Source organism: Nostoc sp., assembly GCF_036919555.1.
GTDB lineage: Bacteria > Cyanobacteriota > Cyanobacteriia > Cyanobacteriales > Nostocaceae > Nostoc.
On the sequence record NZ_JBALCS010000119.1, the window covers coordinates 39134 to 56207 of the forward strand.

The window sequence follows — 17074 nt, forward strand, 5'->3', positions numbered from 1 at the left end:
TAATACAGTTCAACTAAGGATTTACGCATTGTCAAATAGCCGAAAATGTCGATTGTAAAGCGGATGTTTATAAACCTGAATTGAAACTATCAAAACATCCAAAATACTAAGTCAAAATCCCCCTTAATATATTTGTCTAAACCCTTGCCATTAATGCAAATACATTTTGCTAATCAACAAACAAAGCGTATATTTTAACAAGGGTTATAGCTAATATAGTTCTACTAAATATAAGATAATATATTTTGAAGACTAGGGAATGTTTAGTGTAAGAACTTTCATGCCCTAGTTCATAATCCAAGGATTCAGTTCAAAGAGAAACCTTGCTATCAATAGGCTGATCCAACCATTGATAAGGGCGATATTCGATTAGCCGGATATTCCAGGGACTTTGAACCCGATAGCTAACACCGCGCCAAGTAACTGTTGAAATCCATAGTGACGATAGTATTGCTAACCCATAAACCCACTGTGTCAGAGGAATCCCAATTAACATTTTAATGATTGTAGGAGCTGATAATTTGGCGATCGCCTGGTTATTAGAGCGAACGACTCGCTGTATCTCTAATTCCAAAACGAGCATTATTAAGAGTAATCCGACAGTATAGACTCCATAGCAACTTAACAAGAGAGTCGCAGCTTCCCATTTTGCCTCTAACAACAACTCTAAAATTAAGATGATAACTGTAGTCGGAAACAAAATGCTAGAAACAGCTTCACTAACTAAAGCTAACCAACGTGGGTGATACAGTCGAGAATACAGCATTAAACGCTTGAGATAGTCTATTAAGTTGAATAAATCGGTCTCTTCACGATTTACTATCAACAGCGAAGGCACAAACTTTACCTGCAACCCATGTTTTTTGAGGATGTCGTGCATCATAAAATCTTCGCCTAAAGCTTGTCCCCACTTATCTAGCAGTTCTGTTTGGCGAAATACTTCTGTTTTCACAGCTAAAGATCCACCCCAAGGAATCTGGAAGATAAACATTTGCACTACTGTGGATACATTGCCGATGTAGCGCACTAAAGATCCCCAATACTGACCTGTAGGTACGTACCAACGATTACCTGTTGTTGCCCCCACTTTAGCATCGTTTAAAGGACTGACTAATTCTCGCAGCCAATTCACATGGACTATAGTATCAGCATCTACTAGAGCAACCACCTTGTATGAATCATCCAACTCGCGGACAGCTTGCACTAAAGAACTGCATTTGAGACTACAATTGTTGCGTACTATTCTCAAAGGGCTGATTTGAACATTGGTTGCTTCTTGCTCTGTAATGGTTTCACTGGCAATTTTCCAAGCGGGATCTTCGTGACTATCAACGATCAACTTTAAATCATACTGTGGATAATTCTGATTTAGGAGCGATCGCAAACATCTAGGCAAAAAGGGATCGGCTCCGCGTAGACAAAGAATCACTGCGGTTTTGGGCAACTGGTCATCTGGTAATAAGTTTTTTTTGGATGAGCGCAGATACCATATAAAGACAAGCGTAAAACACACCTGAATAACCACCCAACTCATCAAAGACTTAGAGAGAAATATCGCCAAATCTTCCATTAAATTTTTAATCTCCGGTAGAATTTCGGCTTGTTTATATGTAGGTCTGATCTAAACCGTAATTCTGAAGAATTGGACATGGGGCATGAGGCATGAGGCATTGGACATTGGGCAATTCAATTTTGGATTTTGGATTTTAAATTTTGGATTAAATTTCAATCCAAAATCTAAAATCCAAAATTCTTGCTCCCCCACTCTCTACTCCCTTTACGAATCCAGCGAATATTTAATGATGATGTTGACTGTTGTATTTTTGTTTACAACAAAACTGGCATCACGAAACTTTGGTGTACCTGTTTCTATGGACACAGTTGGATTTTTGGAAATCCCAAAACCTTCTTTAGGAATACCGAAAAAGTCTTTATTCAGTTTGCGATCGCCATTCTGATCATCAATCACGGCGACAGCATAAGTTCCAGGCTTCAAACCGAAAAATTCTTTTTTTACAGAACTTCCAGTAATCTTAACGCAGCCACTTTGATCTTCACTATTACTACTCGTCGGAAATCCTCGTTCACTTGGGTAAAGTCGCAAGCAAATCTCACCTTTTTGGTGGTGTATTCCATATACCACAACAGTAAGTTTTGCAGTCGGCTCGGCATTCACTGTTTTAGCAAAGCTGATACTCACTAAAGTTGCAAGCAAAACACGACATAATTGAGATAGTTTCAACATAGTTTTACAGTCAGAATAGGTGATTTTAGGGCTGAAAAAAGGGAGCATCATTCTTGCTCTCTCTCCTTAGTAAGGAGAGGGTTGGGGTGAGGTTTTACAAGGCTTTTTACGCAAGTGAGATGCTCTGTGATAAAAGCTGCGAACGCCAGATTTTTTTTCTGAAGTAATTTGTCAAAGTGTGGCTTGCTGTTTTTTAATTGATGCTCTATGCCAACTTTTCCAAAGTATTTGCAGCACTTTTAGTAAATCTTTCAGCAAAAGATATTCTGTCCCTTTTAACTGCTGATGTAGACTTATATGACAATACAGCCGCTCATATAAACTCAGGGGACTACGCCAGATTGAGAGTACATACTCCCAGATGATTCTCCAATGTGGCAATAAAATTTTTCCTTTCTTTGCTGAATCAAACCATACTGCATATGCATAAAAATCAGGCAGCATACTCAATGAGTGTTTTTTACTGTTGTTAGTAAACAACAAATAATTAGGGAAATACATACTCATTGATTGTTGCGGATGGCTTCTAGCAAAAAATAGGTATTCAGGGATTTCATAAAACCTACCAAGAATACCAAGTCTTAACAAGAAAATTCCATCTGCATTACCGTAACCACCCATAGGCGGTATCATTCTCAGGGCACTGGCACGAATTACCCCGTAACATTGATAACATAAGTGCTTGGTCAGCAATTCGTGAAAACGCTGCTGTGGTTTTAATGCATCTGCCTTGAGTTTTATATCGTAGTTTTGGAGAAAATTACCCTGTTCATCAATGAAATATGTCTGGGAGTGACATAAGATGATAGTAGGGTCTTGGTCAAGCACCTCAACACACTTCTTGATAAAATCTGGAGCATGTAGATCATCATAGGCTGCCCACTTAAAGTACTCACCCGAAGACAATTTAAAGACGCGATTGAAGTTACGAGCGCAACCAATATTTTTGTCATTGCGATAGTAACAGATACGTTGGTCTTGCTCGACGTATGCTCTACAAATTTCTTCAGTTTTATCTGTAGATGCATTATCTGAAATAATTAGTTCAAAATCTTCAAAGGTCTGAGCCAAGAGTGAATCTATGGCTTCTTTGATAAATTTTTCACCATTATATACAGGTAATCCTATGCTCAATCGGGGCTGATTGCTACTCATAGAAAATAAGTACTCGGAAAATGTAGGGATGATTTTATGCTTAGTTGCAGATAATTGTTAGGTAGATACAACGTAAGAATTCAGAAGTCAGAATTTAGTAGGTTGGGTTGATGAACGAAACCCAACATTCTCAATGCTTTGTTGGGTTGAGCGATAGCGAAACCAAACCTACTATTCTAATTCTTCTATTTCCCTACTCCCCACTCTCAAGAGATTATTTGATCAAGTTTTGAATATCCGTTTTTTGCAGCCATTCATGTGTTCGCTGCATTCCTGATTCTAGGTCAATTGTAGGTTTATAATTTAACAGGCTTTGTGCTTTGACAATGGAACAAGCGTAGGGACGAGTCATAAAATCTATAGACTCTGGTAAAATATCAACTTTTTGGCGAAAAAGTTTTTGTCCTTGAACACGCAGCTTTAGAAACAACTTGATTTCATCTTTCGGTAATGAAAGGGGTGCTGCTAAACCTTCCATTGCTGCTAAATACAAAAAATACTCTTTCCAGGAAGTTTCTTGTCCGTCGGTGATATTAAATATTTCACCGAAGGTTTCTTTTTCTATCGCCAGAAAGATGCCATCAATCAAGTTATCTATATATACATGATTGATTACTCCTTTACCATCATTGGCACAGGCAAATAATTTTTGACGCATCATCAGAATTGGTCTGACTATCCAGGGAATACTTCCCGGACCGTAAATATCTCCGGCTCGAATAACGATGATCCCAAAATCAGGAGGATTATTCAATTCTAATAGTGCTGTTTCGGCTTCTATTTTCGTTTGACAGTAGGGATTATTTTCGCCAGAAAGTGGACCTGATTCTGTAACACCATTCGGATAGTTGAAACCGTAAACCATCACACTGGATAGATGCACAAATGTTTTGACACCAGCCTGTTTAGCGGCTTTAGCCATGTTGACAGTACCACCAACATTGACATCACGAAAATGGTTAATTGCGCCAGTTTCTTCGGCAATTTGATCTGTATGTAAAACGATGTCTACTCCCTGACAAGCCTTTTGAGCAATAGTAGAATCGGTGATACTACCAATAATTAGCTCAACACCTAAATTATGTAATTGTTTGTTCTGTTCTGTAGAACTTTGCAGTCCACGAACCTTCATTCCTTGCGCTATGGCTAACTCGGCTGTACGCAAACCGACAAGTTGATCAATCCCGGTAATTAGGAGGGTTTTGTTTTTGAGGTTCATAAAGTCGGGATTATTGTTAAATGGGTGAATTGGAGTTATTAGATAAAAGACTTCAAAGTTGTACAAAATTTTGATTTTGGTAAAGACTTTTAATCTAAAATCTAAAATTGGTATAACCTGTGTAGGTTGGGGAGCCACTGTGTTGGGCGGGTTTCCCGACTTGAAGCAAGTGGCGTTTGAGGAACGAAACCCAACATTTGTCGTGGTTTGTTGGGTAACACGAATGTTCAACCCAAGCGTATTGAGTTATAAGTCTATATCAAGGCAAAATAATTTGATTATTTTGCCGCTAATAATCAGCTAGAAAATATCTCCCGGATCTGCGGAGCGGAGTTTGTTGATAGCAAGCGCTCCTGATGTTATACACATTAATACTGTTGAAGTTAAGACTATCAGTGCATTATTAGTGGTCATAACTATTGGTAATTTAGTTGCTTCGGCTGCAAAACTATATAACAACACAGAAGTAAGAAATCCTGGGATATAACCTAAAATTGCCAAAATTAAAGCTTGCTGAAATACCACATTTAATAAATATCTATTGGCATAACCTATGGCTTTTAAAGTGGCGTAAGCAACGAACTGCGTAGCAATATTGCTATAAAGAATTTGATAAACAATAACTACACCAACAACCGCAGCCATTGTTAACATCAAGTTAAGTATAAAACCAATGGGTGTTCTGACTGCCCAATATTTTTTCTCAAAATCAATAAAGCCTTGGCGTGTAAAAACTTGAACATCATTAGGCAAACTTGCTTGTAAATTTTTCAGTACTGTTTCTGCATTAGTACCAGGTTTTAGGGAAATCAAACCGATGTCGATCATATCTGCCGGACGACTATTGGGATTTATCCTCAAGAAAGTTGAGTCACTAACAAGTAAGTTGCCATCTACACCAAAAGAAGGCCCCAAGCTGAATAAACCACCAACTCTCACTCTATAGCCAATTAATGAATTGTAAGGAAATATTTCAATTGTCTGTGCAGTATCTCCCGCATTAAATTTTTCAGCTATTGGGCCAAACTCTGGACGAGAACCCCGGTCAAAAAGCACAACATCGGGAATTTTCAGTTTATCTAAATTTTTCTCAACTTCTGGGATGTTGATCACAGGTCTGCCTGGATCGAAACCAATCACATATATTGAATATTTCTCACTAGTTGCTGGATTTTTGAGTTTGGCAAATTGCAAATACATCGGGCTAACTGACTCTACGCCATCAAACCCCAGAGATTGGTACAAACGAGTCCGCGAAAAGCTTTGATTTGAGGTCAAAGATTTATATTGCGAACTAACTAAAAATAAATCTCCTTTGAGATTCTGATGGACTGCGGTTGCACTGGAATAGAGAGCATCTTGAAAACCAAGTTGCACAAACATTAGCAGCACAATAAAACCAATCCCGGCTACAGCTACTAGTAAACGAATTTTTTGCTGGGCTAGCTGTAGCCATGCTAAAGGAATTTTGAAAATCATGGATTTATTTGTTATTTGTCATTTGTCATTTGTCATTTGTCATTTGTGAATGACCAATGCCCCATGCCCTATGCCCTATAACTAAATATGAATGGCGACATCCACCTGTAAGTTGGTTAAACGAGCTATCCGCTTACTATCTGCGGGATTATCGATATAGATTTTTACCTCAACTATTCTGCGGTCTGTATCTGATCCGGGGTTGAGGCTGAAGATGTTTTGCTTGTCAACTTGCCAACCAATCTCTTTTACAGTTCCCTGTAATGTTCCAGTAAATGCAGTGCTGCTAATAGTGGCTTTTTGACCTACACGCACTTTTTGAACATCGGTTTGATACACCTCTGCAATCACATACATTTGAGATGTCTTACCTATTTCAGCAAATCCTTTGTTGGTGCTGATGACTTCTCCGGTTTTGGCGTGAATTTTCAAAATTTTGCCATCTATGGGAGATTTGATGTAACTTAAATCCAAGTCGGCTTTTGCTTGTTGAACAGAAGTTGTTGCACTGTTGACTTCGGTTTGTGCTACTTGAACATCTACACTACGCACTTCACTAATACTTGTGAGTTGTGCTTGTGCTTGCTTGCGTTGTTCTTGGAATGTGTCTTGAGTCCGCTTGAGAGTGGCTTGGGCTTCTGTTAGTTGCTGTTGTGTAGTCTTGAGTTGCAAAGCTTTGGTATCTGCTACCGAAACTGCGATCGCACCTTGTTTGTATAATTGCTGATAGCGATCGTTCTCCGCTTGAGCATTGTCTACTTCAGCCTGGATGCGGGCGATTGTCGCCTGTTGTGTGGCAACGTCTCCTTTATATTGTGGCTCTAAACGGGCGATCGCAGCCTTTTGAGCATCGACATCTCCGGTTTTAGCTCCAGATTTCACCTGCGCTAGTTTAGCTTTGGCAACTTGCAGTTGGTCTATAGACTGTTGCAAAGCTGTTTTGGAACGACCATAATTTTCTAGATACGCCAATAATTGCCCTGCCTTAATCGTATCTCCTTCTTTTACCAACAGTCTTTCTACTCGCACCCCATTATTAGAAGTGGGAGCAGTCAAAGTAGTAACTTCGCCTTCTGGCTCCAAACGTCCTAAAGCAGTCACAGCAACTTTCGCAGGTGTAGCAGCTTTTGGAGGATTCACTGGCGCTGTCTGAACTTTCGGTTTAGACGAAAACGGTGCCAAACTATAGAAAGCGATTAATCCGGCTGCTAAAGTGAGAGAAGCTGCTAAAATTACTTGCGATCGGCCTACGGGTTTTGTGAATAATCGGCTTTCTTTATTTGCTGCCATATTTTCATTCCAATTCTGCTTTTTTAGGGGATAGCCTGGTTATATTTAGTCGATTAGATATAGACTCATCCGCAAATTACCAAGAGGGCTTTTCCTCTAGGTTTTCTACCTTAATCAAGTGGATGGGTCTAAATTGGTTTTATATGAATTGTTGTACGCTTTTGCCGCCCAAACTCGCTCTTATGGCGTGAAAATTAATGGTGGTGTTACTTCAAAGCTTCCTAAGTTATATCCTAATTTCATATCTATTCCAGTAGCGTAAAATACAATAGCGCTAACCAGAAAACTTAACTCTCAATCACAACGAAGCGCTAATAAAAATGAACTCAAAACTTGGATAAACTTGTCATTAAGTATGCCGTAAAAATCGGTTTTTGTCAACTGGTTGACTTGGCATAAGTCCTGATTCTATCACTAAAACTTTTAATCACAGTCAGATTAGAGACTGAAGAATTTACTCATCACTAATTCCTTGTCTAGCAATTGAATACCAACAAATAGTTAGTTATTAAGTAGATTTGATATTACTAACAGATTATTATTAGCAAGGTTGTGTACTATAAGACAATACAGTTCAGTTAAGGATAATTGTAGGTTGGGTTTCACTTCGTTCAACCCAACCAACCCTGCAAAATGTTGGGTTTCGTTCCTCAACCCAACCTACGCTGGTTTTGGTTTTTGGCTCTAACCCAAGCGTATTGTACTATAAGACATTCTTATAGCGATTTATAGTAGGGGCAATTCATGAATTCCCTCTACTAAATAGGTAGGCGTAATTAAATATCAGATCAAACCTCACCCTCAATCCCTCTCCAAAGCATCGGAGAGGGAAGCCGGAGGCAGGGTGAGGTTTTATATTTAATTTGACCCACTTACTTATTAGCCGTGCAATTGATTACAGAGCGGATTGGTTGGTAGATGCAAAATCTGAGCTACTTTTTACTAAAGACTCATTTAACCTATATTATGTTTATCAAGCAACATAGTAAAAATTAACATTTGCTTTATAAATAACTGCTTTGCTTCTGAAGTTGACTTATATTGAAAAATAACTAACAACTTTGACTCAATTATGATGTTTTTCTGAGAAAAAATACTTATGGTTATTCAATTTATCTATGTATTCATTGAATTGTGACTTACTAGACAACAAATTTGCATTGTTAACTTACAACAGTTTTCATTTAATTGAACCAGATATTTTGTAGGGGCAATTCATGAATTGCCCCTACCGCGTGGTCTATTCAAACCTCGTTTCCAGCCGGAGGTTAGAAATGCAGCTCAATTCCGGTTTTGCCGCGAGTAAGGGAGGCGGAGTCTGAATGAGGGGGATTCCCAGCCGGAGACTGGGAACGAGGTAAATCTCTCACACATTTATATAGTTAGAAATTATACTTTTATGCTAGATTTTATGCAAAATTCACATCAGTAATGGTGGAGGGCTATTTATAAAATAACTTTAAAGGAAAGATTTAGTTTCTGTAAAGTATGTTAGTGTTTTTATTAATTCAATGCTTTAAAGTGGTTAGACAAACTAGTTATTGAATTGATATTTTTAAATTAAAAATAACTAAAGATAACTGCTTTGTCATCACATTGTGATCGTTTAATTACTTTTTCAACTTGCATAAATTCGGATGAAAGGTGGTGTCTTTTCTGTAACGAGCTTGTCAACTTTACTGGGTGAAGTAGCATAAAATATATTATCCTGGACGTTGAAACTGGCTATGACATTTATCAAGATACAGAACGTTGTCATTAACATCAGCTATGTTGCTGTAGTTAGGCTAGATAATCAAACGGTTTCGGGCGAAAAAAGCGTTTCTGTTCCCTTACCTACTCCTCAGTTTTCATCGCTCCAGTGGGATACCATTGCTCAAAATCTCTACGATTACAAATGGATTGAATTCACTGGTCAAGCAGCTATTACACTCCAAGACTATTTTACCAGTTTTAACAACGTCATTGACCTATTGCCACAATCTCAACAGTCTAGCGTTGTATAACATTTTTGTGCGATCGCTGTGTGCCAAAATCGCCTGTAAATCTAAGGCTTTATTAGGGCAGTATGTGTCGTGTGGTGTCGATTTAGAAAAAAGCATTTAGCACAGATAGGATAGCTAACTGCTTACAAAACGAGAGTTTTCCATTATTTAGTAGGCAACAGAAATTACTGTAGCTACAGAATCCACAGTACTAACTATGCCCTATGTCTGCTTATTCAATTGATACTGCCTTAGCGGAGTTAGAAAGCCTTGTCAATAATTGTGAAAAGGCTGTGATGAGGTCTATAGAGGAAAAAAACATGAGGTCAGATAAATCAATGTCAATCCACAGAATTAATAGACAATTACAACACAATCCTATTGCCATTGTTGGGATGGCTTCTCTATTGCCAAAAGCTAGAAACTTGCGAGAATACTGGCAAAATATAGTAAACAAAATTGACTGTATTACTGATGTTCCCTCCACTCACTGGAGTGTGGAAGATTATTACGATCCTAATCCGAGAACTACTGAAGATAAAACCTACTGTAAAAGAGGTGGATTTCTTCCAGAGGTTGATTTTAACCCAATGGAATTCGGTATCCCACCCAGCATTTTGGAAGTCACAGATGTATCGCAACTATTAAGTTTAGTGGTTGCGAAAGAGGCGATGGAAGATGCAGGTTATGGCGAAAAACGTGAGTTTAGCCGCGAGACTGTTGGCGTAATCTTAGGCGTGGCGATGGCCAAGCAATTAGGAATGCCACTTTCTGCGAGGTTGGAATATCCGATTTGGGAAAAAGTACTCAAAAGCAGTGGTTTATCTGATGAGGATACCCAAAAAATCGTTGATAAAATCAAAAGCGCCTATGTGAAATGGGATGAGAACGCTTTCCCTGGAATGTTAGCTAACGTAGTCGCGGGTAGAATTGCCAATCGTCTAAATTTTGGCGGGATGAACTGCGTAGTTGATGCCGCTTGCGCTAGTTCCTTTGGTGCTTTAAAAATGGCAATTAGTGAGCTAGTTGAGCATCGTTCTGACATGATGCTAACTGGTGGTGTTGATACCGATAACACCATCATGGCTTACATATCCTTCAGCAAAACACCGGCAGTTTCTCCTAGTGAAAATGTCAAACCTTTCGATGCTAAATCTGATGGGATGATGTTGGGTGAAGGGATCGGGATGATTGTCCTCAAACGGCTAGAAGATGCTGAACGTGACAAGGATAAAATATATGCTGTAATCAAAGGAATTGGGACTTCCAGTGATGGGCGTTATAAGAGCATTTATGCTCCTCGTAAAGAGGGTCAAATTAAAGCCTTAGAACGTGCTTATGAAGATGCTGGCTTCTCTCCTGCTACTGTTGGTTTGATGGAAGCACATGGCACCGGCACAATGGCTGGAGATCCCACAGAATTCGGCTCTTTAAAAGACTTCTTTGGCGAACATGATGACAAAAAACAGCACATCGCTTTGGGTAGTGTAAAATCACAAATTGGACACACAAAAGCGGCTGCGGGTGCGGCGAGTTTGATTAAAACTGCTTTGGCTTTACATCACAAAGTATTACCGCCCACAATTAACATTACTGAGCCGAACCCCAAACTCAATATTAAAAATTCGGCGTTTTATTTGAATACCGAAACCAGACCTTGGATTCGTGCAGAAGGGGAAGCACCAAGACGCGCGGGTGTGAGTTCTTTTGGCTTTGGCGGCACCAACTATCACGTCGTTTTGGAAGAATATGAAGCTGACCAAAACCACGCCTACCGCTTACATAGTGATGCTAGTGAAGTGCTGTTATTTGCTCCCACAGTAGACCAATTGTTGAGCAAATCTGAAGAGATTTTAGGTAAGTTGCGATCGCCTGAAGCAAAAACACACTATGCAGAATTAGTCAAGGAATGCAAATCGCCACAGATTCCCCTCTCTGCTGCCAGATTTGGGTTTGTAGCTGAGAATCTCGAAGACGCTTGCAAGTTGTTGCAAACTAGCATTGACTGGCTGAAAAACAAAGGAACAGCAGCATCTTGGGAGCATCCCCAAGGGATTTATTACCGCGCCTCTGGTATGGAGTTGGGTGGAAAAGTTGTTGCTCTATTTTCTGGTCAAGGTTCGCAATACTTGGAGATGGGGCGCGAACTGGTGATGAATTTTCCTTTGATGCGGCGTCTTCATGGCTATATGGATAGCTTGTTAATCAAAGATAATTTGCAGCCATTATCAGAAATCGTTTTTCCTCATCCGGTGTTTGAGGAAGCAGAAAAAAATGTCCAAATTGCTGCCTTACAACGCACAGAATACGCTCAACCAGCCATCGGGGTGTTGAGTGCAGGGATGTACAGCATACTCCAACAAGCTGGGTTCAAGTCAGATTTTGTGGCGGGACATAGCTTTGGAGAACTCACAGCTTTGTGGGCTGCGGGGGTTTTGAGTACGGAAGATTACTTGTTCTTGGTGAAAGCTAGGGGTCAAGCAATGGCTGCACCCGAAGACCCGGATCATGATGCGGGTAGTATGCTGGCTGTTAAAGAAGACATCAGCAAAGTGGAAGCAGTGCTAAAGCATTTTCCCCAAGTTGCGATCGCTAATCAAAATTCTCCCACTCAATTTGTCTTAGCTGGCCCCACCGGAGAAATAGCGAGAATCAGAGAGGCTTTACATGAGAAAGGATATACAGCTGTATTGTTACCTGTATCAGCAGCTTTCCATACACCGCTAATCGCCTTTGCTCAAAAATCCTTTGCTATCGCTACTAAGTCTGTCAAGTTCCAAAGTCCCAAAATCCCTGTTTACAGCAACGTCACCAGTAAGCAGTATCCCAATGAACCTCAAGGTATTCAAAAAATCCTGGAAACGCACCTTTCCAACTCAGTGCTGTTTAAACAGGAAATTGAAAATATCTATGCAGCCGGTGGTACTTGCTTTGTGGAATTTGGCCCAAGGAGAATTCTGAACAATTTGGTAAAAGATATCCTTGGCGATCGCCCTCATCTTACCGTATCTTTGAACCCCAGCACTCAAAAGAATAGCGATCGCTCTTTGCGAGAAGCAGTTGTGCAGTTGCGGGTAATTGGTCTGGCTTTGACTAACCTCGATCCTTACCAACTTCCCCAAACTATACCGCCAATTGAGACGAAGAAGACATTAAATGTCCGTTTAAACGGCATCAACTACAGATCCGAAAAAACGAAAAATGCCTTCGCTCTAGCTTTGCAAGATGGGCATAAAGTCACATTACCCACCCCCGAATATTCTGATGCGGCTCCTTTGTTTACCAGCCCCGGTGTAACTCCAACTCTCGCAGTCAGAGAGACTAACGGACATAAAAAAACACCTGCGATCGCTAATAGTGTGACTGCTAATATCATCACCCAAACAGAGCAACAAATGAATCCTGTGACCTTTTCACAACCAGCCCAGGAATCTAAGATGCAACCAACACCAGAAAAACTTACAAATTACCAACAACTTTTAGAAAGTTTAGAATACCTGCTAACACAGTTTCAGGAAAATCAAGCCGAAAATTTACAAGTTCACGGTACTTATCTCAACCATCAAATGGAATACGCCAAAGCGTTTTTCCAACTGATGCAGCAGCAGAATTCATTGTTGAGTGAAAGTAAATCAACAGCCGAAACTGCCAAAATGAAGCTAGTTGTCATGGAAAGCTTAGAGCGCAGCATGATGCAGTTTCACTCTCAACAAGGTGAAACCCTACGCATCCATGAGCAATATCTCCAAGAGCAACTGGAATATACTAAAAACTTTTTCCAACTCATCCAGCAAGAGTATTCTCAAATCATATCTGGTGAGGGAGCAACCCAACTAACAGAGAAACTAAGTAACGGGGTACGCTATCCGTTCACTACAGAAACAACTGTTACTGACGCACCTACCAAGATAGTAGAAAGCCAACCTCTACCTGTACCCGAGCTTGTAGCTAAAAATTCCTTAAATGTTACCCAAGCACCTCTGGCGGCAGCCGTAGAGCCTGTAGTTGAAACTCCTGTATCCCCAGTAGAGACACGATCAATCGCGTCTTTACTTCCCACTCCCCACTTCCCCACCGTCGAGACAGTAGAGCCTGTCCCAGTTGTAGAACCCCAAACCGAGGTTGTAGTCAAAATTAGCTCACCTCCAGTCAACGAAGTTGTTGCATTCACCCCAGAACCAGCACCCACAACTGCTGCACCTGTATCTGGTGCAACTATCGATATTGTTGACTTGGATAAAAACCTCTTAGCCATTACCAGCGACAAGACGGGCTACCCAGTCGAGATGCTGGAAATGGACATGGACATGGAGGCTGATTTAGGGATTGACTCTATCAAACGGGTGGAAATCTTAGGGGCGCTACAGGAAATGTACCCCAACCTACCCAAGCCCAATTTAGAAGAACTGTCAGAAAAACGCACCATCGGTCAAGTTGTAGAGTATCTGCAATCCCATACTTCCAAAAATATTTCTGTAGAAATTGCAGTTCACGAAGTACAACAAGCAACTGAGATTCCAGTAGAGACTGCACCAGTAGTTGAGGTAGTCACCGCACCAGAACCAGAACTCGCTACAAGTGATGAATTTGCAAACTTAGGTGAAACCCTACTAGCCATCACCAGTGATAAGACGGGCTACCCAGTCGAGATGCTGGAACTGGACATGGATATGGAAGCCGACTTAGGGATTGACTCCATCAAACGGGTAGAAATCTTAGGGGCGATGCAAGAAATGTACCCCAACTTACCCAAGCCAAACATTGAAGAACTCGGCGATCTCCGCACCATCGGTCAAATAGTCGATTACCTACAGCAGTTGGCTGGAGGTGAAAAAAAAAAGTCTGAGCCTGAGTTTGTCCAACAACCACCGGAATTAGAGCATAATATCCAGCGCCATCCGGTCAAACTCAGAAGCTTACCACAGCCCGATTATTTGGATTTCACGTTACCAGAGGGACATATCGGTTTAATCACCGATGATGGTTCCCTCACCACTTATAAATTAGCTGAATCCCTAATCGAGAAAGGCTGGAAAGTAGTAGTTGTCAGCTTCCCCCAATCGCTCATCCCCCAGCAAGCGCCCTTACCCATAGGAGTAACCCGCGTCACCTTAGCAAACTTGAGTGAAGAACATCTCCAACAACAATTGCAAGCGATCGCATCTCACTGCGGAGCGATTGGGGCTTTCATCCATCTACATCCGATATTTGTAGCAAATCACACTGGGAGTATTTCCTACAACGAACCAGAAAAGGCGATCGTCAAGCACGTATTTTTGATGGCGAAACACCTCAAACCCTCTCTAAACGAAGCCGCGCGTCATGGACGTAGTTGTTTCTGCACAGTTGCTCATCTTGATGGAGCCTTCGGCTTAGAGTACAAAGTCAACTTTGGTGCGATCGGTGCTGGTTTATTCGGATTAACCAAAACTCTGAGATGGGAATGGCCAAAAGTTTTCACCCGTGCGATCGACCTAAGTCCCAGACTTGATGCCAAACAGTCAGTACAAAACATCATAGCCGAACTTCACGATCCTAATCTTTATATTAGTGAAGTTGGGTATGGTTCACAGGGACGAGTCACCATTATTGCCGATTAAAGGGCTGATGTAGCAGTCCTATTTGAGTTGTGAAAATTACTGTTTTTAACGAACCACGAAGGCGCAAAGGGCGCGAATAAAGGAAATAGACAGAGAATTTCACAAATTTTTTAGGGCTGCTATTAATATGTTTTTTACTACAAGAAGGCTACTTATTTCTCTTCCTTCGTGTCCTTCGCGTCCTTCGCGGTTCGTATATCCAAAAAAACCAATTTATGCAGGTATTCACGAGGATTTATGACACAAACAGCCCAGCTTAGTCCATCATCTGTCTTTGTCGTGAGCGGCGGTGCAAAAGGGATTACGGCTGAGTGTACTATCAGATTAGCCCAACAGCAACCCTGCAAATTCATCCTCCTTGGTCGCTCCGAAATTTTAGAAACCGAGCCAGATTTTGCTCAAAATTCTGATGAATCCGCATTGAAAAAAGGCATCATGGAAAATCTTCTTTCCCAAGGAGAGAAGCCCACACCCATGAATGTGCAAAAGATATATAACAAAATTACCTCCAGCCGCGAAATTAAAAAGACTCTAGCCGCAATTGAAAAAACCGGAGCTAAAGCCGAATATATCAGCGTCGATGTCACAGATACGCAAGCTTTACAAGAAAAACTTGCCAATGCTGTGCAACATCTTGGTCCAATTACAGGAATCATCCACGGCGCAGGAAACTTAGCTGATAAGTTAATTGAAAAGAAAACAGAACAAGATTTTGAAAAAGTTTACACCGCCAAAGTTCAAGGTTTAGAAAACCTGTTGGCTTGCGTTAATCCTAATCAACTTCAGCATTTAGTTTTGTTTTCTTCAGTAACAGGATTTTACGGAAATCCCGGACAATCTGATTATGCGATCGCAAATGAAATTCTGAACAAATCAGCCCATATATTTAAGCAAAGTTATCCCTCATGTCATGTAGTCGCTATCAACTGGGGCGCTTGGGATAGTGGGATGGTGACAGCAGAATTAAAGAAAATTTTTCAGGAGCGAAAAATTGAAATAATTCCCATTGCAGTCGGGACACAAATGCTCGTGAAAGAAATGGATAATACTAATCATGCAACTGCACAAGTTGTTATTGGTAGTCCACTAGTTCCAATGGCGACAGAACTAGATTCAGAACTACGAACTTATCGTATTCGTCGCCAAATGACATTAGAGGCTAATCCATTTTTACACGATCATACTATTGCTGGTTCTCCAGTTTTGCCAGCAACTTGTGCAATGACCTGGATTATCAATGCTTGTGAACAATTATATCCCGGTTATCGGTTGTTTTATTACCAAGATTTCAAGGTTTTGAAGGGGATTACTTTCAATGAGACATTAGCGAAGGAACATATTTTAGAAATAGAAGAAGTTTCCAAGGTTAACTTAGAAAGAATCGAACTTAAAGCCAAAATTTCGAGTAAAAATCCAGAAGGAAAAATCCATTTTCATTTTAGCGCTCAACTCAATCTCCAGCGAGAAATCCCAGTTGCACCCACTTATGAATCTCTCAATCTCGAACAAGATAATATTATCACCGCTACCGGAAAAGCTTTTTACCAAAATGGGGGAGCTACATTATTTCATGGCGCGGCTTTTCAAGAAATCAAAAGAGTTTTAAACATCAGTCCTGAAAAAATCACTACAGAATGTCTGTGGCCAGAACTCACCGCCCAGCAACAAGGACAATTCCCTGTCCAATGGGTAAATCCTTACACAACTGACTTGAGTATGCACGCTTTATGGATTTGGACACAACACTTTCATGAAGAAGGTTGTTTACCTGGAAAAGTAGAAAAATTTGAACAGTTTGAGATGATACCACATAACGAAACATTTTACGTTTCTTGTGAAGTAATATCTAAGACACCAAGTAGTGCGATCGCTAACTTCATCATACACGACCGCCAAGGAAAAATATACTCACGAATGCTCGGTGCCCACGCCATTATTTGGTCAATGAAACTCCTCCGAAGCTAATAATCTTCCTTTAACACTCAACACCTATAGCCATTCCTAAATGCTCTGTGAAATCTTCTCTTTCTAACCTTCGCGTCCTTTGCGTCCTTCTCTGCGAGACACTTCGTGAACGCGGTTCGTTAAAAACAGTAACTTT

Annotated in this window: 9 protein-coding genes; 3 read left to right on the forward strand and 6 right to left on the reverse strand. The window is 40.6% G+C overall.

Annotated features, from left to right (window positions below; all coding sequences use genetic code 11):
* Positions 1-310: 310 nt before the first annotated feature.
* The 6 genes from V7K36_RS32085 to V7K36_RS32110 form a co-directional block, all read right to left on the reverse strand.
* The gene (locus V7K36_RS32085) at positions 311-1570 is read right to left on the reverse strand and encodes a glycosyltransferase (RefSeq protein ID WP_335121885.1); all 1260 of its coding nucleotides are present in this window, start codon (positions 1568-1570) and stop codon (positions 311-313) included.
* Between the two features lie 207 nt (positions 1571-1777).
* Positions 1778-2245: a DUF2141 domain-containing protein gene (locus V7K36_RS32090; RefSeq protein WP_335121887.1), complete on the reverse strand. Its 468-nt coding sequence runs from the start codon at positions 2243-2245 to the stop codon at positions 1778-1780.
* A gap of 171 nt (positions 2246-2416) precedes the next feature.
* Entirely contained in the window at positions 2417-3400 is a 984-nt protein-coding gene (locus V7K36_RS32095; protein WP_335121889.1) for a glycosyltransferase family 2 protein, read from the reverse strand.
* A 214-nt stretch (positions 3401-3614) separates the two neighbouring features.
* Positions 3615-4619, reverse strand: coding sequence for an NAD-dependent epimerase/dehydratase family protein (locus V7K36_RS32100; protein ID WP_335121933.1), 1005 nt, complete (start codon positions 4617-4619; stop codon positions 3615-3617).
* Between the two features lie 300 nt (positions 4620-4919).
* Positions 4920-6098, reverse strand: a complete 1179-nt coding sequence (devC, locus tag V7K36_RS32105) for an ABC transporter permease DevC (protein ID WP_334831066.1) — start codon at positions 6096-6098, stop codon at positions 4920-4922.
* Positions 6099-6179: 81 nt separating this feature from the next.
* Positions 6180-7388 (reverse strand): ABC exporter membrane fusion protein, encoded by a 1209-nt coding sequence (locus V7K36_RS32110; RefSeq protein ID WP_335121891.1) that lies wholly within the window; start codon positions 7386-7388, stop codon positions 6180-6182.
* Positions 7389-9115: 1727 nt separating this feature from the next.
* Between V7K36_RS32110 and V7K36_RS32115 the strand changes: the two genes are divergently transcribed.
* The 3 genes from V7K36_RS32115 (at position 9116) to V7K36_RS32125 (ending at position 16938) form a co-directional block, all read left to right on the forward strand.
* Positions 9116-9394: a hypothetical protein gene (locus tag V7K36_RS32115; RefSeq protein WP_335121893.1), complete on the forward strand. Its 279-nt coding sequence runs from the start codon at positions 9116-9118 to the stop codon at positions 9392-9394.
* Between the two features lie 203 nt (positions 9395-9597).
* Positions 9598-14973: a beta-ketoacyl synthase N-terminal-like domain-containing protein gene (locus V7K36_RS32120; protein ID WP_335121895.1), complete on the forward strand. Its 5376-nt coding sequence runs from the start codon at positions 9598-9600 to the stop codon at positions 14971-14973.
* 237 nt (positions 14974-15210) lie between these two features.
* Positions 15211-16938: an SDR family NAD(P)-dependent oxidoreductase gene (locus V7K36_RS32125; protein WP_335121897.1), complete on the forward strand. Its 1728-nt coding sequence runs from the start codon at positions 15211-15213 to the stop codon at positions 16936-16938.
* Positions 16939-17074 lie beyond the last annotated feature (136 nt).

What these genes read in the sequence shown, in the direction of transcription:
- V7K36_RS32085 (WP_335121885.1), bottom strand. Translation starts at nt 1,570, where the DNA reads ATGGAAGATTTGGCGATATTTCTCTCTAAGTCTTTGATGAGTTGGGTG.
- V7K36_RS32090 (WP_335121887.1), bottom strand. Translation starts at nt 2,245, where the DNA reads ATGTTGAAACTATCTCAATTATGTCGTGTTTTGCTTGCAACTTTAGTG.
- V7K36_RS32095 (WP_335121889.1), bottom strand. Translation starts at nt 3,400, where the DNA reads ATGAGTAGCAATCAGCCCCGATTGAGCATAGGATTACCTGTATATAAT.
- V7K36_RS32100 (WP_335121933.1), bottom strand. Translation starts at nt 4,619, where the DNA reads ATGAACCTCAAAAACAAAACCCTCCTAATTACCGGGATTGATCAACTT.
- devC (WP_334831066.1), bottom strand. Translation starts at nt 6,098, where the DNA reads ATGATTTTCAAAATTCCTTTAGCATGGCTACAGCTAGCCCAGCAAAAA.
- V7K36_RS32110 (WP_335121891.1), bottom strand. Translation starts at nt 7,388, where the DNA reads ATGGCAGCAAATAAAGAAAGCCGATTATTCACAAAACCCGTAGGCCGA.
- V7K36_RS32115 (WP_335121893.1), top strand. Translation starts at nt 9,116, where the DNA reads ATGACATTTATCAAGATACAGAACGTTGTCATTAACATCAGCTATGTT.
- V7K36_RS32120 (WP_335121895.1), top strand. Translation starts at nt 9,598, where the DNA reads ATGTCTGCTTATTCAATTGATACTGCCTTAGCGGAGTTAGAAAGCCTT.
- V7K36_RS32125 (WP_335121897.1), top strand. Translation starts at nt 15,211, where the DNA reads ATGACACAAACAGCCCAGCTTAGTCCATCATCTGTCTTTGTCGTGAGC.